Source organism: Legionella stuttgartensis, from assembly GCF_977063405.2.
In genome coordinates, this window is record NZ_CDRUHA020000064.1 from 1 (window position 1) to 23,358 (window position 23,358).

Here is a 23,358-nt window from a genome sequence, read left to right on the forward strand (position 1 = left end):
ATATCTTTAGAGAGGAGCCCCCATTTTAGCTTTAAGGTAAATGTCAGATCAAAGTGTGTACTTTGCGCGTACTTTGATCAATTTAAGCCTGCGCCATATTTCCGCGGTTTTATACCCCTGTCAACAAGCCGTTTATACCATGCCAGAGTTACTGGGTTAAGGTACGCTTTTCCCTGATTCAGAATATGTAAAGTTCCATTTTTTATATAAGGTTCTGCGAATTCTTTGGTTAGTACTCCATAACCAAACTCGGCAATAAATAATTGAGCAATACTTTCTGTATTATTCACAAAATGTCGTTCCGACTGAATTCCATCGGATAACCTAAATTTCTTTAGATAAGAAAAAGTCATTTGATCCGAACTATCAAAATCGATTATTTTTTCATTACGAATAATTTCAGATAATTTGCGATGCTTCCAGTTTGAAGAGCAAACTAATAAATAATGCTCTGGGGATAAAGGCTTACTTTCCATTTCTTGAGTAACTTGTTCTGGCCTTATTAAAACAAAATCCACTGTACCAGATTTCAAAGCAGGGGTAAGATCAAAAGCATCATCGATTAAAAATGACCAATGCAACTTGGCGTAATTTTTTAAAATAGGTTGGCATTGGGGAATAATTCTTGAGCGGATGATACTGGAAGGTCCAGCAATCTTTATCCGCAAATCAGATAAGATACCAGCCCCCTGGATGTTGGCAAGCACCACGCTTCCCATTTCAATGATTCTCTGGCAATAACGGTGCAACTGCTCACCCTCTGAAGTTAACAGCATGCCTCGGCGACTGCGGATAAAAAGAGTAGTTTTCATTTTTTGTTCCAAGAGACGCAAACGTTGCGTTACTGCAGTTTGCGTTAAAGAAAGTGATTCTGCAGCAGCATGAACTGTCCCTTTGCTAACAATTGCTTCAAAAGCCACTAATTGGGGGTCAAGTAATATCAAAATAATTCATCAAAGATAAAATATAATAAATTATACGAATCATCATATCTCCTTTACAATATTTAAAGAGAACAAATGTAACCTTTATATTTTTTATGTCGAAAAGGTTCAAAAGCAGGAGTAGATTATGTCTAAGCTGAAATACGCAAGTAGTCCAAATTACGCAAACGCGCACTCGGTTTTATTCAGCGTAAATACAAAGTGCGCGGGAACCGCACCTACATTTTCATCAACATCGGATCGAAATGTATTTTCTGCGGATTTTATCCGAGAGGTTGATAACAGATTATATTCACTTCCAGAAAATTTTAAATCAGGTAACCAACTTTGGGATGAAGGTCACTTGGCCATACCGGAACCTGTTCTTTCTGAAGAAATCAAATTGGTTTGTTCAAAATTTGGTACGCTGATAAAAAATAATAAAAAGCCCATTTGCCTTGGTGGGGATCATATTATCAAATTTGCTGCATTGAAGGCATTAGATGAAATTCTACCAGGTCAGTTTGGCGTTATTTATCTTGATGCCCATCCTGATTGTGAAGCCCAAGATGAACTATCCTATAGCTCCATTCTACATCATGGCTTCTTGTTGCCTTCATTAACTCCGCGCCAGGTGATGCTCATGGGTATAAGACAATTCACTGAAAGTGAAGCTGCTTCTTTAGCTACATACAAACCAAATATAGGCATTATCAGAGGTAGTGAATTTGCGCACGCTAATCTTAAAACGATGACCAAAAAAATTATCACGCAATTCGCTGGTCTTAAGTATCTTTATTTTTCAATCGATCTTGATGGATTAAGCCCCTCTTGTGCGCCAGCGGTCGAAAGCCCTTATCCTGGAGGCCCTAGTGTAAATCAAGTGATCTATTTAATTCATCAATTAAGGAAGCATTTCAGTTATATCGGTATGGATATTTGTGAATTGATTCCAAAACTAGATCATAATCATATTACAGCTTTATCAGCGGCACGGATAATTAAAGAATTCTATAGTGTTGCTTGCTGATTAATCCTAAAACTAGCCTTTATATCATTACTAAACGTTCTGATTGGAGACAAGATCTCTGTTATATTTGCTTGAATAATAATAGCTTAGAGAGGATTCATGAAAAGGGACGAGGAAATATTAGATGAGTTCTTTAAATATTATGAAGAACAAAATAGTAGAGATAGAAACTATTGTATACCTAAGTTTTCAGAATCAAAAACTAAAAATGGTCTTTATCATGGATTAAACCAAAATGAGTTAGAGACTTTACTAAAACAATTACTAAATTAGTTAATCTATTGGTTGTTGTAAGAGAGCTCGTAAAGGGAAGGGCGAGACAATTATATTAAGTCTGATTACTGCGAATACTAGACATTCGACTTAGCATAACAAGAATAGCTGAACATTCTATTAGAATATCAAAGGGGTTTTTGCGGGTTTATTTACCGACAATTAATGACAACTAAAGACAAAAAATTGCAATTGCCGATCTACATTTAGCCTAGATTTTATATGGTGTTTCATAGTCTTTCATTGTTTTTACGGATCTGCCATAACTCCTAGTATCGGGTTCGATTCCCGACGCCCTACCAATTAAATTCCTGATATTGTATAAATAACTATCTTATCCTCTTTATAAAAAGTTTATCCGGTCTTATTTATCAGTTTAATTAATAATAAACGTAGTCATTAACGAGTCAATTAGATTTATTAACCCGCTATAACTCTATTTTTCATATTCATTTGATAATTCAATGAGCTTTCTAGCCTATAATTAATCATCTGGTTTTTTTTAATCGATTTAAAGTGCGATTAAAAATTATGGGAGCGTATTTTGTTAAAAAAACATGAAGATACCTCTTTGAACGAGGATAGTAAAAGCTTACCGAAGGTGAACTATTTATGGATAGGTCCCCCAAAAATTGATCCTTCAGGAGAAAATAAGTTGGGATCTGATGTTGCGGATGTTATTGAGGTCTCAAAAAAATGCGCGAATAAGATTTACTATTATTGTCTTGATGAACATGTTCAACATTATCAGGATTTATTCAAAAAAAAGGATTGCACCGTAGAAGTTAGATCAATAGATCAATACATAGCCAGGATGCAAAAAAATGATGATCCTTATATTATTAAAATAGCAAATAAAATGGCGGAAGTTAGAAGAGAGCTTTTAACGGAACCTCGCAATCGAATTGTAGATAGAGTGGCCTTTAAAGATGCTTTCTCCTTATTCTTACTCGCAATTGAAGGCGGATATACTTTAGATACAAGCGTCGGACTTGCTGACAAAATAACTCACGTTACCTTTCCACTGGAAGATAATTTTAAAGCACCTGTTGGTAGGGATTACGAATCATGGATGTTATATGCATCACCTACTAAGTTAGATCAACCCAGAGTCGCACTTGATAGTTATTTATCAAGATGGGATTCTGTACAACAGATAATACGTGAAAATTTGGATGATATTCACAGAATTGCTACATTTCATCATAATAATGCATCCTTAATAATTGATTCCATTACAAAGGGATTACATTCAATACCCAGTAATAATTTGGATAAATGGAGATTTCAATTTGATAAAACCAATACGAGTTTAGCCAGATTATCTGGTTTCCCTCTTACAAAAATGTATGGTAATAGCCATAGACCATATCTTGAAATTAGAGAAATCTTATTGAAAAGGGTCACGGAGTATCTTAAACAACCTCGTGAGCATCAAGAAAATCGGAATGAACTCATTTCTAACATAGAAAAAGAGCTCGATAACCTCAGAAATACAAATGGTGATGACTATCGAAAGATGGTTAGCTTAAATGCAAAAATACATCAGGTTTTCGAAGCATTAAAAGAACTAGACCGCTGTTTTGAAAAATTACCCAAGGACAATAGCAAAATTAGGGATCATGTGGACAAAGGATATCATCAATTAAAAAATTACTTGCAAGAAAAAAACCAAAGCTCAGATGAAAATCCACAAATGATTATGGACCAGTTTAGAAAAAATATACGACAAGTTTCCCCAGATGTTAAAAAACAATTAGACAATATTCTTTTGGCAAAGGCTCATGAAGATTTAGCCAGTAAAAGAGACATAAATCATATTGATGAGAATGGTATGTCTTTAATCCACTTGGCTGTTTTAGCTGAAAGACCAGCTATGATTAAAGCACTTTTACAAAAGAAAGCGGATCCGGACAAATTAGATAATGCTGGAAAAAGCGCACTTCATCTCGCAGTCAACAGCGGCCATCCTGATCTTCTCAGAGCCCTCTTACCTAAAATAAATGGCGCTAATCCTAATGTAATGGATGGTGATGGGATGGTCCCCTTGCATTATGCTATTCAATTGAAGAAACATAAAATTGTCGGTTTTCTTTTGAAGCGACATGCTAATCCTGATATGCAAGACAAACAAGGACTTACTCCCTTACATTACGCGATAAATTCAGGTGATATGCAACTCTTTAACGAAATAATCGATGCGCTAATTAAAGAAGGACGAGGGCTTAATACTCCCGATCAAAACGGGTGGCCACCCTTAGTATATGCATTAAAAAAAGGCAATCGTGAAATGCTTGAAACCCTTTTAAAAAAAGGTGCGAACCCGAATTTTGAAGATAAAAGTAACTTAACCATTTTCCAACATGCAATTAAATCAAATCAATTGGATTTTTTCAAAACACTGGTTGAGTTCGGGGCAGATCCTAATATGTCAGGAAAAGGAATGTCTCCATTACATTATGCGGTTTTCTTCGGTTCTCTTGCTTCAGTAACATCCCTATTAGACGTGGGGGCTGATCCTAATACTCGCAGTAAAGATAATAGAACTCCCTTGCATGTAGCCGCATCCCTTGGAAAAGAAGAGGTCGCAGAATTGCTGGTAAGGAGAGGAGCTAAAATAGATGTTATTGATAATAATAAGAAATCTCCAGTAAATTATGCAAACTCCAAAGGATTTACGTCTATAGCTGAAATGCTTATTAAATTTCAAGAACAAAAAAATGAAACTCCAGTTATTTCTGAGCAAGAAAAGTCAAAAGATTCAGCTGCTGTTGTTCTAACTACTGTATCTCAAAGTCAAAAAGGTTTTTTTCATCATTCACAAGAGCAAATAAGCTCCAATCCAATACAAGAAGTTAAATTGAGAGAAGAGCCTAAAAAGTAATTGAACTAATGACCTTTAAGGCTGATTATTGCAACAAGTAGACTTTAAGCAGAAAACTGACGCGAAGAAGTTCAACATTTGAAAAATTAATTTTGTAGTCTCATAGATAGCAGTGTTCGCATATTAAGCGAAAGTTGAGGAAGAATCTTGAGTTATGCTATCGCTACCCAGGCTTGTCAGAGTGAATTCGTCAGTTCAATTTCCTTGGCCTCGGGCTTTTTACTATCCGAGGAAAATAATTGAAAAAAGCGCCCATATTGCTGCATGCTTGTTGCCATTCTATTGGAGGCTTCATGACAAAGAAGAGCAGTCAATAGGCAGATAGCCAAGCTGAGGTTTACCTTGCGACTCATTAGAAAAGCAAAGAAGCCAGTGAACATTCCTAGGACAATACAAGTAGATGCGCTCGTTTTTTTAATAGATTTAGTGGCGATCTGCTCCTGCCTAACAAGACTTGATTTTGTAGACTGTTGTCCATGAGGCTGGCCAATTAAATAACTCAGGTTGATTGCCATTAATGGGCTTGGTACCGTTTTGATTTCCCAATCAAAGTTATTATCTTTTAATTTAAAAATAATTTTTCTTAAATCCTTCTCGGAATAGGTACGTAAATTGGAGACCAAACCGTCCCAAAAATAAATAATTGGTACCACAGGAATGACGTAGGTCCAAAATAATCGAGTTAAAGAAAAAGGTTTAATAAAGGGAGTCACTGCCAATAGATGTAAGGTACCTGGGAGCATACAAAATACCCTAAACCAAGTTCGCTCGGTAAACTCCAGAGCTGCGATCGGCTGATTATTATCCAAAGCATTTTGGAGAATTGCCTGTACTTGTTGCGGTTTGAAATGATGTAAAGATGCAAATAGAGTTCTTAACCCCTTTAAGTCCTGCGGAAGCTCCGTTGCATCAATGGATTTAGTTAAATATTTTACCTCAGCTAAGTTCTTATTAACCCTTTGAGCATTCGCTTGATGAGGAAATTTATCCGTTAAATCTAGAGGAATAGGATAACCTTGCTCTTCTAGATACTCCCTCAGCAAGATCGCCGGCACCCCGCTTCCTGTGCAGAGGTCGACGATTTTTTCGCAATGATGGGTCTCTATTACGTCCTTAATGACAGGAAAACTGGGATTATAAATACCCATTCTGGCAATAAAACCTAAATAATCTCGCATAAGATCATGAAAAATACCAGGAATCGCTAAATCGCCAAATTCGAATAAATCAAGACGTGGAATGGAGATAAAATCCTCAAATTTGCTTCGCATTTATTTTTTCTCTCTGAGATTTGGTATGGGAGAAAAAATACAAGAAATAAGCTGGGAGCAATTAGGGGAATTATTCCCCTATTTTAATTGAGGATTCAAAGATTTTTTCTTTCAGCTGAGCAAGTGAATGACAATCTAATTTTTCGCGAACAGCTTCAAGATAATGTTCAACAGTACGCGGAGAAAGCTGTAAAACCCGAGCGATTTGTTTGATAGATAGTCCCTTCGATAAATAAAAAAGACATTCTTTCTGACGCTTTGTAAGCTGGGAAATAGGAATGGAATTAGTCAATGAATCCGTGGGAATTTCCATTTGATTAAACTCAATGGCGATGCCAATAATCCCTGTAACTTCACGGGTTGATGCTGAGCGCAAGGGTAATTTATAACTAATCGCTTTACCTAGATCGCCATTAAGTAACTTACCTGTTTCGATAATTATTTTAGGTTTTTCATATTTAATAACCTGTAAATCATTTAAGCGAAAATCAGGGGCAGAATCGGACCAACATAAATCAAAATCGGTGCATCCAAGGACCTTTTGACTCTTATCAAAACCTACACGCTGAGCAAAAGAATCATTACATCCTAAATATTCACCTTTTTTGTCCTTCCAAAAAAAGAGAGTAGAGAAATTGCTTAGCCCTTCATATTTCCACTCATAAAGTTGTTCTGGATCAACGACTGACATAAATTGTTGAAACAGCATTAACATTATCTCTACCTCCTTATAGCCAAGGTCTAAAGTTTTAATTTAAGATTGACAAATTTGCAAGCGAATAGCTAAGCCTGATTTGTTGTCATCCCTACTTCAATAGCATACTCAGCTTAAATTTTTCTTACACCTCGAGTCGTAAATGGTTTTTTCTATTTGATTCAGATAAATAGAGAGCACCATTTGCAATAGGGTGTCAATATCGTTACTCATGGAGTTATAGCCTATTGAAATGCTGTCATTAGTCACGCATGTTTGCTGAAAGTCTAGCCTTATCTGGCACAAGCTGTTCATTATAGCTCTTTATCTCAACACTAACCGTTTGAGTGTTCGCGCTAAAAAAGTTTAAAGCTTGTGATGGATAAGATTATTTCATTGGCGTTCCTTGATGAAAAATCATACGCCATTGGTTATCTCTTAAGCGCCAAATAGATGATCTGGCAGCGTATTTAATTTCAGAATTTGGTGTATCTTTAATGGCACTAATATAGGTGAGTAAAATCAGGTCATCAGAAATTTGATGAGTTTTGAATGAAGAACCTGAGCGTTTAGATTGATCATTGCTCTTAAGCCAGTCCACGACCGCTGTCTTATTATACTCATTTGCACTACTTCCAATTTCAATAAACTCATCATCAATCAGATCAATCAAGGTTGATAAGGTGTCAGTCTTATCTAACAGTTTTTTTTCTTGTTGAATAATTTTATTAATTATTGAATCTTCCATATCTATTCAGATTATTAAAGGATGACGTACTCCATAGTAACATAGAAATTTCTTAGGTTAATGTTCCCGAATGTGCAGATGATTTTGTTAAATGGTTAAATAAGAAGTAATTCTCCAAGAATTAATTTTCAAAAATCCGAGTTTCCTAAAAAAGTTCGGATTAAGTCTAAAATAACCACCGTTTTGTGAACGCTTAAAATGTGTTCTAATTTTGAACTTTAATGTGTTTTCTCAGTTTAATAAACAGTTTCAATAAATTGTTGTTCATTTGAGCCCTATTGATGGTGTAAATTGAACTGAGTAATTAAGTTCTCATAAATCAGAATTTCTCTAGTGAAATTGATGAGTTCGGTTTGTATTTGGGGGTGACGAGCAAATGTACCGAAAAGGAACTCTAAGCATTTTGTTAATTGCACATAAAATAATTAACATTTAAGTTAGGTGAAAGTTGATTAGACAAAAACGGCTCTTCAATGTTCCAAAAAAGAATTGATGCACCTAAGTATTCTTTTGAAAAAGAATAGAAATCATAAAAATTATAAAAATCACCTGTTTGTGGGTTTTTATAAGTATAATCAGGCTCTTGAATTGCTATAGCCGTTAATACTTTACCATTATATTTATGAAAAAAAGGATAGCTATTCTTCATCTGCGAATCTTTATAAGGTACAACATCTGGACCACCTAAACCGATGTGATACTTCATTGCGAAAGTAAATAACCTACTCATATAAAGATGATCATCATTCCATTCTCCTGGAAAAAAATTGACATATTGGATAACCCTGCTTTTTTTAAAGGATTTTTTTAAGTAACGAATATTATTAATTACTGAGTAAAAATATTTATCAGATGTGAAGTCCTTTGGCATATGGTTTGGGTCAAAATCAGCTGATGTTTCTGGTAAGTTGATACCGTAAACTCTTCCATCAAATTGAGATGCTAATTTTCGTATTAATAATTGAAAACGATTTCTTACGGCAGGATCCCATGTGCGTGCAACCCACCCTGTAGTAATGGGTTTTCCTTCACCTGGAAAATCATACTGCATTTCTACTCCACCATGATACACACTTTCTTCGCGGATATAGTCAGGAACGTTAAATACGTCTGGAGTAAAGGATCGGTCTTGTATTTGGATAAAAAGTTTTTTATGTTCTTTATTAAGAAACTTTAAATCCTTTTCAATTTTGGAAAAATCATAAAAACCTTTTTTAGGTTCTAATTGTTTCCAAGAATAAATTATTTGTACTCCATTTATGCAATTATTTTTTAGTATGTGTTCAGATGAACTTGCCTCGTTTCCTCCTAAAAACAAAAATAATTGCGGCAAGTCATCTTGTGCTAAAATGGTGCCACTAGACAATGATAAAAACAAAACAAGTAAAATCTTTTTCATTCTCTGAGTACTACCTTAAATCAAAGTTGTACTATTTTATCCTTCAAAGATAAGGTCGATCAAAGCTTTATTTTGAGTACATTCTATTGATAGAAAACATTACCCTTAAAACGTTTCTATACAACTGTATTTAGTCGAACGTTTGCAGAAGGGTTACTGCTTAGAGTGTTTTGTTCGGAATTAATATTATTTTCAGATGCAAAAAGCCCACCAGCATATAAGTATGCAGTCACATTTTTGAGCGCTTCTTGTGGAGATGGTGCACTAGACATGCGTCGCATGATGTCGATACTAGTTGAAGATTTCTGTCGGATTTGTTCCATTGATTGATTACAACATTGGCTTAATTGATAAGAAATTTGAGAGATACTGTGTTTATTATCATGGATTGCTCCTTCTACTCTTGCTGCAATTTCATTAACAAGAATGTCTCCCGGAGCTCTTATAAAAATCCGTACTGCCATGCTAAATACAGCATTAGATAATCTACTTATCGCATGTCCGATACGGGTTAAATCTTTAATTATTTTATTTTTCAATTCATCCCAAGGTCGAGAAGAAAACGTTATAGGACTCAAAAGACAGCGTGCCACTAATGGAATGTAATCGAAGATAATGGTTAACGTTTGATTTAAAGAAGTCTTTTTTGTAGGGGGATAGAGTAAGCAGGATAATCCTTTTATAAAATTTTCTTTATCTTTGATGTCATTAAATAATTCTTCAATCGCCATCATGAGCAAACGTTTTTCTCGATATGATAAAGATTGAAGTACATCTTGTCTTGTTAAGAGAAGTTGAAGCGCCTTTACTTGTAAAAATAGCTGAGGTGTCTTATTTTGCCTTAGGTTTTGCTCTGGTAGATGAGACTTAAAAGAGTCAATTTTTTTTATAGGCAAATCAGTGCCTAAAGGTTGATTAATACCGATTATATTTTCAAGCATTTGAGTGACTTGAAGGTATTTAACCATATCATTATTCATTATCAGGGTTGATGTATTTAAAACAGGCTGAGGAATAATAGTAATTACTGTATTTTGTAAAAGGGAAAATATTTGGGTGTATATTTGGGTTACCAGTGGCATTGCTGTTGGAGCGAGGATGGAAAGCACGGCTCCAAGCTGTAATACCAAAATTAGATTTGTTTTAATGGGATCTTTTGCGAGAGCAAAAGTAACTCCCTCATCCAAGACTGTTTTTACTTTATCAAAGATTACATTTACTAGGTCATGCCATTCTCCCGAGCTAAGATGGTAGGGGGCACAGGCGACGTCAGGACTTGTTATTACTATAGGCCTAGTATTTTGAGAGCAGTTTTTTTGAGCTTTTATGATGCTCTTTTCTTGTGTTATCAAAGAATCAAGTTGTTTTATGTTTTCTTGCTTTATTGCTGTAAGAGAATCGCTAATATCCGATAAAATTGCTTGGCATTGAGTCGTTCGATTGCTTTTTTTGAACTGTATTTTTGCATCTAAAAAAAGGTCATAAAAACCAAAACCTAAACGGTAAAGTATACCTAAGAATGTATTACCTACATCTTTTAATAAATTAACCGCTAATAAAGCGAGTTTTCGTCCACTATTCGACCCAAAACTGGTTTGCTTAAATGAACAAGACTCGAGAAGTTCTTTAACTAATGGTATTGTACTATTTTGGTTCTTTTGAGGAAAAAGTAATGTACTTAATGAAGCAATTTTTAGAAGGTCAAAAGAGAAAAGGGCAGTAAGGAAAGAGATAGGTAAATCTATAATTAAATTTATAAGGAAAGATGCTACTCCAAAGATAGCTTGCTTGAGTACAACTAAAGTCCCGCGGAAAATATCTTTAAATACATTAGATAAAGAAAAATTGTTCCATGTTGCTTTATTAGAGAGATTAGAAGGGCTTAGCTCTATTTTCCCTAATACATAGCGTTCCTCTCGTTTTTGAATACCGTGATTTGATAGTTCATTAATTGCATAAATGAGAGGTTTTATTTTTTCTTCATCAAGTCCGGAGAAATCAACAGCAAGTGTACTGCCAGTATCATTAAAGTTTCCCTGGTGCTCGAGCAAAATAGGATTGTGTGGATCCACTTCATAATTCTGAATTGCTTTGAGTGCCTCTTCGCAGGCATTATTTAAGTCACCTCTGAAAAAGGATTTTGCTTTGCGGCTGTAGGTAAGGTTTTGATTCAGTTCTTGCGTTTTTACAATAATTGCCATACCCATATCTTTTACATGAGTAAGAATGGATTCTGAGCCCGTTGGTCTTAAGAGCACTTTAAGTTCTTCAAAAGATGCATTATCAATGGTTACGGATAACGCTTCTAATCGTGTACATAGCGCCTCATAGAGCTGGTCCATTTTATTAAGTGCATTTGTATCGAATGCACATAACGGATGCAATGTATTCCGATGCTTGGCTTTATATTGAGATAATTTTATTAGGAGGTTTTTAATTGTAGACTGAATGGCTATTTTTTGATGTTCATATAGATGTTCATTTAGCGTATTAGTTACACACTCTAAGGGCTCTAAAGCCATCAATAGGTCTTGAGAAAAATCCAGTAAGGACACTTTTTCTGTATGAAGCGATGTAAGCCTATGATTTTCATAGGCTCGTTTAAGAATGATTTGGCGGTATCCACCTAATTGTTTGATGGCTTGAGAAATAGGCGTTCCAGCTGGGATGAAACCAAATCGTTTCAATTGTTCTAAAGAGGGATGCTTGACATGGCAGATAAGCGATTTAAATGAACCATTCTTTTCTATGATATGGACCGCCTCGGTAGACGAAATTTTGATTTCCTTTTTAAAATAAATATCGATGTTACCAGAATAGGTTTGCCCAGGAATTTTAGAAATTTTAGCACTAACCAATGTGCTTTTGTTTTCTCGTTTGAATTGGTTTAGTTTTTTTTGTTGTCTCATTTTCGCTAAGTTGATGGTATCACTCATATTCATGTACCTATTCAGAGTAACTAAAGTATACGATTATTGATTATGTAACAAACTAACGGTCTTGGTTTTTTACTAATGGAAGTCATAATAATCAGTATGGTATTTCATGTCCATCTCCAAATAAACCTTGGAGATAGCGATTGAGATTATAGGGCCGCAGCACCTGGAGGTGGTGGAAGTAGCACGCCAAACTTATGAAACATTTCGAATTGATTTTTTGTTAGTAATTTGGTCGTAGCAGCATTATTTGCGATTAATTTATCCATAACTGAAGAAATGTCTTCCCAATGAGCTCCGGGTGTAGCTACTAAACCCATTAACTGCATATGTAACGCGTGTTTCTCCTTCATTAATGACTGCATTTGAGCGTGCATGTCTTTGAGCATCGCTTTAAATTCAGCACGGTGTTCCTCTGGAACTAATTTTGAGATTTTAGGAGAAGAATTCTGGCATCCATGTCCAGGAGGCATATGTGCGTTTGCAACAGAAACCCCGCCCAAAGAGCTTACTAAGGCTCCAATTACTAAGTATTTTTTTAAGTTCATTTTTTTCCTATCAAGTAATTCACAAGAAATGATAGGTGCTGAATGTAACGTGACTATGACATAGGGAGTTTGTTTTGTAACAAAATTGTTACATTTGAAGCCATTCTTCCAATTGCAACCTTAAGTTAATTAAAGATCAAAAATACAGGGCATGGAGAATAGAACGGCTTTAATGTAATGAAGGGCATGACCTCTAATTAATGGGCTTCAAATAAACCATCCTTTCGAAACCAAGATATTGGTCCAGGCGGGAATGTCGATAGGTCCACAGCCTTACATGAGCAACATTCTGCCGAGGCCGATATTCGTTGAGGAGCTCTGGAAGCGCGGTATGCATCAGTATGCAGACTTGATCTGCCAGAACTTATCTGGATAGTCAACTAACCAAGCCATTAAACCCGTCCGTAGCCTTTAGCCTTGTCATTAGCTCTACGTTAAATGGTTTCTTTTGTTATGAACATCGTTAAAAGAAAGGAAAGAGTTAATTCAGAAATTGCAAGAATAATTAAGTTATGATGAGTCCAGTCGATGAATTAAGAAAGATTACCCTGAAACAATGCTCTGAAAATAGGGGTAGAACTCGCTGAGTGGCAGGTCGCGCCCTAAAATCAAATAAAAAGCATGGAATCAATGATAAACACAGCAAGCCCAGATACTGATTAAATTTAAAAGCCTAAATTAAAACAGGATGCAACTTGTTTGAGGTGTGGGTGGCTGGTTTTCAAGCAAAGAGGCACATTGATTGATTAAGCGTAAAATCATCTGCGGTTTGCTTTCAGCGGTAAAGCTAAAAAAACGCCAATTACAGCCAGATGTATTATCTAAGGCATACTTCATGCCTGCTTTGAAATCTTGCATCATCCCTGTAACAATTTCATTAAAATAACGTGTGTTGATGTTTTGTTCTGGGTTTGTGTTGGTTAGAAAAGCCAGCATATCACTTACATCGTCTTTGATCTTATTAATATCTTGTTCTGAAATAGAGGTTCTTAGTGAATCACTCTCATCATTAGAAGTAACTAAATAAGAAACTGCCCATGCTGAACTCGCTAGTACGTCGGGTTCGCGTAGAAGTGTAAATTCTATCTGGTTATGATTGGTATAGAAATACAGCACTTCATATAATTGTAATAATAAGATACCAATAGTGGCTGTTTTTTCGTTTGGATCTGATATTTTAGGCAATTCATCAAGCGCAAATACATTTATAAGATAGATTATCTTTAGAGGGTGTACTGAGTCAAAGTTTATAGTTTTTGTTCTTAGGTAGTCGGTGAAAAACTTTTGCGCTTCATTTTTGGTTACTTCTCTATCTGCTTCCAGGAAGCGTTTGCACACTAACATGCCGCGATGATTGGTAAAGCGGAGCAAATATTGCAGTGCTTCATTCGGCAAATTATCAAAAGGATTTATAGCGTCGGCTCTTAACATTCTAGTTGTTTTCATTTAGTCATCGTTCAGGAATTGTTACGGTTTTTAAAGTGGAAAATATTATCATGATGGGTTGTTATTGTACAGCATGTGTGTCTCCGTAATCTACGTTGCTTCTTAAGTGCTACTTTTGCTCATCGAACAATACAGTAGTCTAGAATTTAGACACAACTTGGTATGAAATACATACTTGTGTTTGATGTATCAAAAAGTGAGTGGGATATTGCAGAAAAGCATTTTATATCTAGTGATGAAGGGGTCAGCTTATAAGACAATTTTAGAAAAACTTACGCCAGTAAATCCCTAGTTAGCGACTTAGATGAGCTCGTTAATCCTTAAGATAATGGATCAGGCGATAGAGCGGTTTTTTTCTTTGGTGACTTAATAACTCATATTTATATGGTCGGAGTGACAGGAATTGAACCTGCGACCCCTGCCTCCCGAAGGCAGTGCTCTACCAGGCTGAGCTACACTCCGTACTGAGTAATAAGTAGCCTGGTATTGATAAATTTCTGGCTTTGACATCCCAGGTTTTGCGCAGACTACTTTATACTGAACAAATTAATAGCTTCTTTGCAAAGCAAAATGTGCCAAATTGATAAGCGCTTCTTTATATTTTGAATCGGGTAATGTCACTAAAGAGGATAATGCTTTGTCGATTTCTTGTGCTGCTATGTTTTTGGTATATTCTATTGCTTTTGTTTCTTCCAGGGCGATAAGAATTTCAGGTAAGAAATCCAGGCTTCCTTGTTTCAGACTGCTCATGATTTGCTGTTTCTGCAGTTCAGTTCCATGTTGCAATGCGTGAATTAAAGGTAACGTAGCTTTCCCATCAGCTAAGTCATCTCCTATGTTTTTGCCTATAGTTTTGGCATCAGAACAATAATCTAGAGCATCATCTATAAGTTGGAAGGCATTTCCTAGATGCAGGCCATAAGCATAGAGGCTGTCTTGTAGTTCTTTAGACGCGTTGCTGATCATGGGGCCGATACAGGCAGCAGCTGCAAATAAAAGAGCCGTCTTTGCACGAATTACATCAAAATATTCTTCAAAGGTTAATGCAGGATTATGCCGATTGGATAGTTGTTTTACTTCCCCACAGCTGATCTCGAGTGCCGTTTTAGCAAAGAGTTTGAGTACTTCTGTATTACCGGAATCAACAATAAGTTCAATCGATTGGGTAAAGAGATAATCACCAACCAGAATACTTGCTTTGCTGCCCCAGATATCGTTTGCTGTTTGACGTCCTCTTCTCAATGTAGATTCGTCAATGACGTCATCATGAAGTAAAGTGGCTGTGTGGAAAAATTCAACCATCGCAGCCAGCGTAATGTGCTCTTTACCTTGGTAACCACATGCATTACTTGCTAAAAGAACCAACAATGGCCGTAGTCTTTTGCCGCCACTTTGTATTATATGGTGGGACATATCATCAATTAAGCCAATTTGCGATTCAATTTTATTAACAATTAAGGTATTAACTGCATTAAAATCGTCACTAATTAGCGCGCGTATACTGTCAATCGCCATTGTTTGTCCTCTACGATTCAATCAACAAATGCTAAGGTTTGCACATACAAATTGTCAAGTAAAACTCGGGGTTTAACTTGAACTTATACATTAAATCGGAAATGCATTACGTCCCCGTCACAAACGATATAATCTTTGCCCTCTAGACGTAACTTTCCGGCTTCTTTAGCACCTTGTTCGCCTTTACATGCGATAAATGCATCGTATGCTATGACTTCTGCGCGGATGAATCCTTTTTCAAAATCAGTGTGGATAACACCTGCTGCTTGCGGTGCGGTAGCTCCTTTAGGAATGGTCCAGGCTCTTACTTCTTTTACTCCTGCTGTGAAATAGGTTTGTAATCCTAACAATTCATAACCTGCACGAATTACTCGATGTAATCCAGGTTCATTTAATCCTAAATCTTCCATGAATTCTTGGCGATCCGCTTCATCCAACTCGACTAATTCCGCTTCTGTTGCTGCACATAGAGCAACAATACTGGCTTTTTCTTGTAAGGCTAAGTCACGAACTTTGTCCAATAATGGATTATTTTCATAACCATTGTCATCGACATTCGCAATATAGAGCACTGGTTTGGCGGTGAGTAGAAACAGGCGGCGTACAAGAGGTTCTTCTTCAGTACTTAATTCAAGAGTACGGACAGGAAACCCTTCATCAAGGTGAGCCTTGATTTTTTCCAAGGTTTTCATTTCAAAAATTGCTTCTTTATTACCGCTACGACTATTTTTTCCAGCTTTGAGAATGGCTTTTTCAAGAGTTTCCATGTCTGCTAAGGCCAGTTCTGTATTAATTACTTCGATATCACTTAGTGGATTTACATGACCTTCTACATGCACTACATCAGTATTTTCAAAGCAACGGACTACATGAGCAATGGCATCGGTTTCGCGAATATTAGCCAAAAACTGATTCCCTAAACCTTCGCCCTTGGATGCTCCTTTTACAATCCCTGCGATATCAACAAATTGCATGGTGGCTGGGAGCACTTGCTGTGGTTTTACTATTTCGCTCAAAGCATCAAGACGGGGATCGGGAACAGTAACTATGCCTACATTGGGTTCAATAGTGCAGAAAGGATAGTTTGCTGCTTCAATACCTGCTTTGGTGAGCGCATTGAACAGAGTTGATTTACCAACATTGGGCAAGCCCACTATGCCGCATTTAAATCCCATGAGTAATACCTCTAAATGTTAAAACTAACGTGAATTTCGGCATAAAAAGTAAAAAATAATGTTCTTCTTTTTATGTCGTTAAACGAACGTTATCCCATAAAAAAATGTGACGCACTTAATATGGGATCCATTCTAAATAATTTAGTTCGATAGAAAAGAATAAATTATCTTTTATACCGAACGCACCTTAAACTAAACTAACTGCTACTCTGCCAACTTATTCAAATCGATTGGGATTAATAACTTGCAGAGAAACAGGATCTAAACGTTCAATTGATTCATTGCTCTAGCTAAATCACCAGATAAGACTAAAGGCATTACCGCGATGCCTCTATCAATTGCATCATAAATTAATTGTCTGTCTTGTGCTGAGGGTTTACCGAGCACAAATTGATGAACTAAATCTCTATGACCAGGATGACCGATTCCAATTCGTAAGCGATGAAATTCTGGGCTACCTAGTTGGGCAATTATATCTCTTAAGCCATTATGACCGCCATGACCGCCACCTGTTTTAAGTTTAATTCGTCCTGGAGGTAAATCCAATTCATCATGTATAACCAGTATTTCTTCAGGTTGAATTCTATAAAATTGACTAATGAGTCGGGTAGGCTGACCGCTGTGATTCATAAAAGATATGGGCAAAACCAATTTACCTGCATGCTGATTTAATTCCAAATCAGCCAGTTCGGCTTGCATTTTTTTTTCCAATTTGAAAAAGACACTATGTCGCTGAGCTAAGGCAGAGACTAACCATCCACCGGCATTATGACGCGTATGTTCATAGGCTGAACCGGGGTTACGCAAACCAATGATAAGTTTTATAGCCATGATATAGCTCTTTGATAGGGGTCGTAATTTTGGAGCTTATGTAGCCTGGGTAAAGTACTGCTGTACCCGGGTTAAGTTTACACAAATTTCCCGGGCTCTGCTGTCGCATTACCCAGGCTACGTTTTACATTTTTCAATCAAACTTGAAGATTACTCTTCATTTTTCTCAGCGTTAACAGTGGGTACAGCAGAGGCTGGAACTTCGGTTGCTTCAGCTTCTTCCTCTTCTGTTACGTTTCCTCTGGGCATATGAATGCTAACAACAGGTGCGTCATGACTTCCATCAGTAACATCAACAGTCAGTTGTACCCCTTTAGGTAATTTTAAATGAGATAAATGAACAACATCGTCCATTTTAACTTCTGACATATCTACTGAAATAAACTCAGGAAGATCTTTTGCTTGGCAACGAACTTCTACTTGAGTCATGGTGTGGTTAATGATACCACCTGCTTTAATACCTGGAGCTTTCTCTTCATTGATAAAGTGGATGGGTACTAATTTAATCAGAATGTCAGTTTTAGAAACGCGTTGTAAATCCATATGCATTACAACAGGTTTGTAGGGATGACGTTGTAACGCTTTTAAAATAACATGTTCAACTTTACCATCAACTGTAATATCAAAAACACTTGAATAGATACTTTCTGTTTCTAGTGCTTTAACTACTTTGTTATGTTGAAAATGAATTGACATTGGCTTTTTATCCCCACCGTAAATTACAGCAGGTACTTTATTTTCAAGACGACGTAGGCGGCGGCTCGCACCTTTCCCCATATCCGTTCTTGCTTGTGCTTCTAAAAGGATGTTTGACATTATATACTCCAAAAATTTTTATAAGTTTTTGGTAACTATTCAGCACATTCATTCAAATATGGCTTTTGCCAAGATTAGATGTGATGAATCGATACGGTTCCTTTAAAATTTAATCCGCGACCAGATTAAACACCGGATAATGAATTAAAATATCCGGAAAGGGTGGCGAAGTATACAATATTTTAAAATGAACTTGAAGTCATAGTCATAATTTCATAGAATATGCGACTTTATTGAATTTGTGATAGCCAATCAGGCGAATTGGAGAAATATTATGTATGCGGTAATCAAAACTGGCGGTAAGCAATACACCGTGAAGGAAGGTGATGTGTTAAAAATTGAATTACTGCCTGAAGATGTTGGCAATGAAATACAATTTGAAGAAGTGTTAATGTTAGCTGATGGTGATAAAATCGTTTGTGGTACACCATTAGTTGCCAAGGCAATAGTGAAAGCTGAAGTGCTTGATCATGGTCGTCACAAGAAAGTTAAAATTATCAAGTTTCGTCGTCGTAAGCACCACAGAAAGCAAATGGGGCACAGACAATATTATTCGCAAGTTAAAATTACTGCGATAAGCAAGTAAGAGAGGATAGAAATGGCTCATAAGAAAGCAGGTGGTAGTACTCGTAACGGCCGCGACTCGAATCCCAAGTATCTTGGTGTTAAGCGTTATGGCGGTCAATTTGTTAATGCGGGTGAAATAATTGTAAGACAACGTGGTACACGTTTCCATCCAGGACCTGGCGTAGGTTGTGGTCGTGATCATACCTTGTTTGCCCTAGTTGAAGGTTTGGTTCAATTTGTTGTTAAGGGTGACAAAAATCGTAAGTACGTAACTATAGTTGCAGAAGAAAAAGAAGAAGCTGCAAACTAATTCGTACAGGAAACCATTATGCCGCTCAGAGCGGCTTTGGTGTTTATAACGTATTCCGGAATATGATTGTACTTAATTCAGGATACATGTTATACCCAAATGCAATGTCGCTATTTGACCCCGGCAACGGGGTTTTTTTTTATTTTGAGGTTGGTCATGAAATTCGTTGATGAAGCAGTAATAAAAGTAGATGCGGGCAATGGTGGAAATGGTTGTCTAAGCTTCAGACGCGAAAAATTCATACCCCGTGGTGGTCCTGATGGCGGTGATGGTGGTGATGGCGGCAGCGTGTATTTTGAAGCCAGTACGGATTTAAATACCCTGATTGATTTCCGTTATATGCGTCATTATAAAGCAGGTAATGGCCAGCATGGCATGGGAGGAAATTGTACCGGAAAAAAAGGTGATGATTTAACGATAAAAGTCCCTGTCGGCACTATGATTTATGATGTAGATACTGGAGAGTTGTTGGGTGATATTAAAGAACCAGGCGTACCCGTATTGATTGCTCAAGGTGGATTTCATGGTTTAGGAAATACACGCTATAAAAGTAGTGTAAATCGTTCTCCAAGGCAAACGAGTCCAGGAAGTCCAGGCGAATCACGGCATTTACGTATGGAGTTGCGTGTTTTGGCTGATGTGGGTTTATTAGGATTGCCTAATGCCGGAAAATCTACTTTAATCCGCGCAGTATCCAGTTCAAAAGCAAAAGTAGCGGATTATCCTTTTACTACGTTGCATCCAGGTCTAGGTGTGGTGAGTGTTTCTTCACACAAAAGCTTTGTGATGGCTGATATTCCAGGTCTCATTGAAGGGGCCTCTACTGGTGCTGGGCTTGGGCATCGGTTTTTAAAACATCTTTCACGTACCTGTGTGTTACTCCATGTAATTGATGTCGCTCCATTAGACGACAGTGATCCGGTTGCCTCAGCTAAAGCAATTATTCATGAATTAGCGGAATACAATCCTGAACTGTTGCAAAAACCTCGATGGCTGGTGTTGAACAAAATAGATATGTTACCCGATGCTGAGAGTCGTGAAGAAAGAATACAGACCATAGTAAAGGGCCTGGGCTGGGAAGATAAGGTATTTGCCATTTCTGCAATCAGTGGTGAAGGAACACAACAATTATGCTATTCATTGATGCAGCTGATTGATGAGATGAAAGAGTCTGAAGCATAGCCATTCTGCAGCATGTTCAACTACTGAAACACTCCGATAGGGGATGCTATGGGTTTCACGTCCTTCTTGAGAGTGATTGCTGTAGTCAATGATTACTTGTGTTGTCCCGTTTGTGGGTTGTTGCTGCCAATATTCTGCTAGGCCACTGATATGAAAATACAGCTTATTTTGATGTAAATCACTAAAATGTAATAAATGATGTGTATTGGGCCTGGTTAGCAATAATTGCAATAATCCCCCCGTTGCTTCATCAATTATAGTTATTGGTTCATTAATACTGGCAATTAATTCACGTAAGTGTTCTGACGCTTTTTTCTCTACAGAGCTAATAATGTGTGGTTCTAGGATTGGATCGACTATGTCCTTTACTTTATGCATCAAATTGGGAGTACAACGCACCTTAAATTCTATATAAGGTGATTCCAATCGATAGCCTGTATGACAATCAATACTTTCAAGCGCATCTTCTAATTTTTGGGCTATTTCACTTTCTGCCAAGCCAAAAATTCGCCACTTGAGTATTTGTTTGTGGCTGTGGGTAGTTTGCTGCAAGATAGGCAGTGCGTAATTATTAAACATTGGCAAACATTCACGGGGTGGACCAGGTAATAAAAAAAAGATTTTATTATTCCACTGATAATAGCACCCTAAAGCGCTTCCCACAGGATTGGGTAAAAGTTGGGCTTGTTCAGGAAAAAGGCATTGTTGTAAATTCCCTGCATTGAGGATTAGCTTTGCATCTCGTAAGCGCGTTTTTATGTGCTCAAGAGCTTCTGCATGTTGTACCAATGCTTCGCCTGTAAATTGAGATAAGGCAAAACGAGTGAGGTCATCTGTGGTAGGTCCTAGTCCGCCAATGATAATGATAATGTCATGCTTTTTGGTTAAGAACTGCAAGCAATTGATAATATCAACTTTTTTGTCACTGCAAGAAAGGTGCAGGCCTAAAGATAAACCTTCAGAGCTTAAGGCATGAGCGATGTCGCGACCATTGGTATTTAGGGTATCACCATGAACAATTTCATCACCGGTTGCTAAAATGGCTGCCGTCATTGTTTATTTCCGAAGATCATATTAGCTTGATTTTATAGCATAATTTGAAAAATCTGTAATAGTTATTGACATTTATTCTGAAATTGCCTAATAACTAGAAAAGGTGGTTTTTTTTAAGATAAATACTAGTTTGCGATTAATTTGTACGATCATTTGTATGTAAAGGAGAAATTATGGAATTTTCAAGCCGTTATGTAGCGCATATTCCTGACGCTCAAGGGTTTGTTAATTATTCTGCCGAAGAAAATAAAATCTGGAGTATTTTATTTGAAAGACAAATAAAATTAATACCAGGAAGAGCTTGTGATGAATTCATAACTGGATTAAAAACTTTAGCGATAAAATCTGAAAAAATTCCACAGATTCCCGATCTAAATCAAAGGCTTAAAGCTGAAACTGGTTGGCAAGTATCTGGAGTCCCGGCATTAATTTCCGCTCGAGAATTTTTTGAATTGTTGGCCACCAAACATTTTCCTGTAGCTACTTTTATTCGAAATGAAGAAGAGTTGGATTATGTTAAAGAGCCTGATATCTTTCATGAAGTCTTTGGCCATTGTCCCATGTTGACGGATAAGGTTTATGCAGAGTTTGTTTATGACTATGCCCAAAAAGTATTAACCTTCCCTGAATCAGATTGGCCCTTACTCCAACGATTGTTTTGGTTTACTGTGGAGTTTGGTTTAGTGAGAAGCGCACAGGGATTGCGAGCTTATGGCGGTGGAATACTGTCTTCTATCAGTGAAACAGTCTATAGCGTCGAAAGTGATATTCCGCTTAGAGTGGTTTTTGAACCAGTAGCTGCATTTCGGATGCCCTATCGCATCGATATGTTACAACCCGTTTATTTTGTAATTAATGATTATCAGGTTTTGTACGATTTTGTTTTATCAGACATAGGTAAACTTCTAGCTCGAACTCGAGAACTAGGTGAGTTTCCACCTTTTTTCAAAGTGGATCCAGATAACCCTAATATCCATATTAGAGCATGTTAATCTATGTATTGTAATGAACAGCTAGTCTTGTTAACATCGAGCAACCTAGTTTGTTCATTGGCTTTAAGGTCAAGGAGCATTATTTGATTAAAGTACTAATTGTTGATGACCATGCATTGGTTCGAATGGGTATTCGACGATTACTCGAAGATATGTCGGATGTAGAGGTAGTCGCTGATGCAGAAAGCGGTGAAGAAGCTTTGGCATTGGTAAAAAAACATTCACCTGACGTGGTCCTTTTAGATATGAAAATGCCTGGGATTGATGGCTGGGAAGTAACACGTCGTCTAAAAAAATCCAATCCACATATTAAGGTTATAGCTGTAACCGCGATGTGTTCCGATCTGTTACCTACTCGTGTTTTGCAATTAGGCGCTATGGGGTATCTGACGAAAGAATCGGGTGCCGAAGAAATGGCTGCTGCAATACGTAAAGTTGCCAAAGGAGAAAAATACCTTAGTGCTGAAATTGCTCAGAAAGTTGCGATTAATAGCTTAGAAGAAGTACAAGGTTCACCCTTTGATGTATTATCTGAACGTGAAATGCAAGTGATGTTGATGATTACCAGTGGCATGAATGTGCAAGAAATTAGTGATAGACTTTTCCTTAGCACCAAGACAATTAATGGCTACCGTTATCGAACATTTGAAAAATTAGGTATTAAAAATGATGTGGAGCTTACTTATTTAGCACTCAAACATGGAATTATAGAAAATCCCATCGACTTGACGTCAGAAGATTAAAGGCCCTAGTGTAGCCTGGGTG

At 37.0% G+C, this 23,358-nt stretch carries 20 protein-coding genes and 1 tRNA gene; 7 read left to right on the top strand and 14 right to left on the bottom strand.

Annotated elements, in window-relative coordinates; translation table 11 throughout:
• Window positions 1-77 precede the first annotated feature (77 nt).
• Window positions 78-944: a LysR family transcriptional regulator gene (locus ACWTEW_RS23815; RefSeq protein ID WP_454783465.1), complete on the bottom strand. Its 867-nt coding sequence runs from the start codon at window positions 942-944 to the stop codon at window positions 78-80.
• A 127-nt stretch (window positions 945-1,071) separates the two neighbouring features.
• Between ACWTEW_RS23815 and ACWTEW_RS23820 the strand changes: the two genes are divergently transcribed.
• Window positions 1,072-1,953, top strand: a complete 882-nt coding sequence (locus tag ACWTEW_RS23820) for an arginase family protein (RefSeq protein ID WP_454783466.1) — start codon at window positions 1,072-1,074, stop codon at window positions 1,951-1,953.
• A gap of 817 nt (window positions 1,954-2,770) precedes the next feature.
• Window positions 2,771-5,110 carry an ankyrin repeat domain-containing protein gene (locus ACWTEW_RS23825; RefSeq protein WP_454783467.1) on the top strand — a complete coding sequence of 780 codons (2,340 nt, stop codon included), beginning with the start codon at window positions 2,771-2,773 and terminating at the stop codon, window positions 5,108-5,110.
• 176 nt (window positions 5,111-5,286) lie between these two features.
• Here the strand turns inward: ACWTEW_RS23825 and ACWTEW_RS23830 are convergent, their stop codons facing one another.
• The 12 genes from ACWTEW_RS23830 to ACWTEW_RS23885 form a co-directional block, all read right to left on the bottom strand.
• Window positions 5,287-6,381 carry a hypothetical protein gene (locus tag ACWTEW_RS23830; protein ID WP_454783468.1) on the bottom strand — a complete coding sequence of 365 codons (1,095 nt, stop codon included), beginning with the start codon at window positions 6,379-6,381 and terminating at the stop codon, window positions 5,287-5,289.
• Window positions 6,382-6,451: 70 nt separating this feature from the next.
• Complete coding sequence (locus ACWTEW_RS23835; RefSeq protein WP_454783469.1) at window positions 6,452-7,096, bottom strand: helix-turn-helix transcriptional regulator; 645 nt, start codon at window positions 7,094-7,096, stop codon at window positions 6,452-6,454.
• Between the two features lie 367 nt (window positions 7,097-7,463).
• Window positions 7,464-7,823, bottom strand: a complete 360-nt coding sequence (locus ACWTEW_RS23840; protein WP_454783470.1) for a nuclear transport factor 2 family protein — start codon at window positions 7,821-7,823, stop codon at window positions 7,464-7,466.
• 406 nt (window positions 7,824-8,229) lie between these two features.
• Window positions 8,230-9,222, bottom strand: coding sequence for a hypothetical protein (locus ACWTEW_RS23845; protein WP_454783471.1), 993 nt, complete (start codon window positions 9,220-9,222; stop codon window positions 8,230-8,232).
• Window positions 9,223-9,338: 116 nt separating this feature from the next.
• Window positions 9,339-12,158: a hypothetical protein gene (locus tag ACWTEW_RS23850; RefSeq protein ID WP_454783472.1), complete on the bottom strand. Its 2,820-nt coding sequence runs from the start codon at window positions 12,156-12,158 to the stop codon at window positions 9,339-9,341.
• Between the two features lie 149 nt (window positions 12,159-12,307).
• On the bottom strand, window positions 12,308-12,706 hold the full coding sequence (locus tag ACWTEW_RS23855; RefSeq protein WP_454783473.1) for a hypothetical protein: 399 nt from the start codon (window positions 12,704-12,706) through the stop codon (window positions 12,308-12,310).
• Window positions 12,707-13,384: 678 nt separating this feature from the next.
• Window positions 13,385-14,152 (bottom strand): hypothetical protein, encoded by a 768-nt coding sequence (locus ACWTEW_RS23860; RefSeq protein WP_454783474.1) that lies wholly within the window; start codon window positions 14,150-14,152, stop codon window positions 13,385-13,387.
• 385 nt (window positions 14,153-14,537) lie between these two features.
• Window positions 14,538-14,614, bottom strand: a tRNA-Pro gene (locus tag ACWTEW_RS23865).
• Window positions 14,615-14,698: 84 nt separating this feature from the next.
• Window positions 14,699-15,667, bottom strand: a complete 969-nt coding sequence (locus tag ACWTEW_RS23870) for a polyprenyl synthetase family protein (protein WP_454783475.1) — start codon at window positions 15,665-15,667, stop codon at window positions 14,699-14,701.
• Between the two features lie 83 nt (window positions 15,668-15,750).
• Window positions 15,751-16,842: a redox-regulated ATPase YchF gene (gene ychF, locus ACWTEW_RS23875; protein WP_454783476.1), complete on the bottom strand. Its 1,092-nt coding sequence runs from the start codon at window positions 16,840-16,842 to the stop codon at window positions 15,751-15,753.
• A 261-nt stretch (window positions 16,843-17,103) separates the two neighbouring features.
• Window positions 17,104-17,673 (bottom strand): aminoacyl-tRNA hydrolase, encoded by a 570-nt coding sequence (gene pth, locus ACWTEW_RS23880; RefSeq protein WP_454783477.1) that lies wholly within the window; start codon window positions 17,671-17,673, stop codon window positions 17,104-17,106.
• A gap of 150 nt (window positions 17,674-17,823) precedes the next feature.
• Window positions 17,824-18,489, bottom strand: coding sequence for a 50S ribosomal protein L25/general stress protein Ctc (locus ACWTEW_RS23885; RefSeq protein ID WP_454783478.1), 666 nt, complete (start codon window positions 18,487-18,489; stop codon window positions 17,824-17,826).
• 274 nt (window positions 18,490-18,763) lie between these two features.
• Here ACWTEW_RS23885 and rplU point away from each other — a divergent pair, with 274 nt between their 5' ends.
• The 3 genes from rplU to cgtA all read left to right on the top strand — a co-directional run bounded on the left by rplU (window position 18,764) and on the right by cgtA (window position 20,548).
• On the top strand, window positions 18,764-19,075 hold the full coding sequence (gene rplU, locus ACWTEW_RS23890) for a 50S ribosomal protein L21 (RefSeq protein WP_454783479.1): 312 nt from the start codon (window positions 18,764-18,766) through the stop codon (window positions 19,073-19,075).
• 12 nt (window positions 19,076-19,087) lie between these two features.
• Window positions 19,088-19,366 carry a 50S ribosomal protein L27 gene (gene rpmA, locus ACWTEW_RS23895; protein ID WP_454783480.1) on the top strand — a complete coding sequence of 93 codons (279 nt, stop codon included), beginning with the start codon at window positions 19,088-19,090 and terminating at the stop codon, window positions 19,364-19,366.
• A gap of 156 nt (window positions 19,367-19,522) precedes the next feature.
• Window positions 19,523-20,548: an Obg family GTPase CgtA gene (gene cgtA / locus ACWTEW_RS23900; RefSeq protein WP_454783481.1), complete on the top strand. Its 1,026-nt coding sequence runs from the start codon at window positions 19,523-19,525 to the stop codon at window positions 20,546-20,548.
• Here the strand turns inward: cgtA and ACWTEW_RS23905 are convergent.
• Window positions 20,504-21,601, bottom strand: coding sequence for a competence/damage-inducible protein A (locus ACWTEW_RS23905; RefSeq protein ID WP_454783482.1), 1,098 nt, complete (start codon window positions 21,599-21,601; stop codon window positions 20,504-20,506). The genes cgtA and ACWTEW_RS23905 overlap by 45 nt on opposite strands.
• Window positions 21,602-21,774: 173 nt before the next feature.
• Here ACWTEW_RS23905 and phhA point away from each other — a divergent pair, with 173 nt between their 5' ends.
• Both phhA and letA read left to right on the top strand, forming a co-directional pair.
• Complete coding sequence (gene phhA, locus ACWTEW_RS23910; RefSeq protein ID WP_454783483.1) at window positions 21,775-22,593, top strand: phenylalanine 4-monooxygenase; 819 nt, start codon at window positions 21,775-21,777, stop codon at window positions 22,591-22,593.
• An 83-nt stretch (window positions 22,594-22,676) separates the two neighbouring features.
• Entirely contained in the window at window positions 22,677-23,336 is a 660-nt protein-coding gene (gene letA / locus ACWTEW_RS23915; RefSeq protein ID WP_454783484.1) for a two-component system response regulator LetA, read from the top strand.
• The last annotated feature ends 22 nt before the right edge of the window (window positions 23,337-23,358 follow it).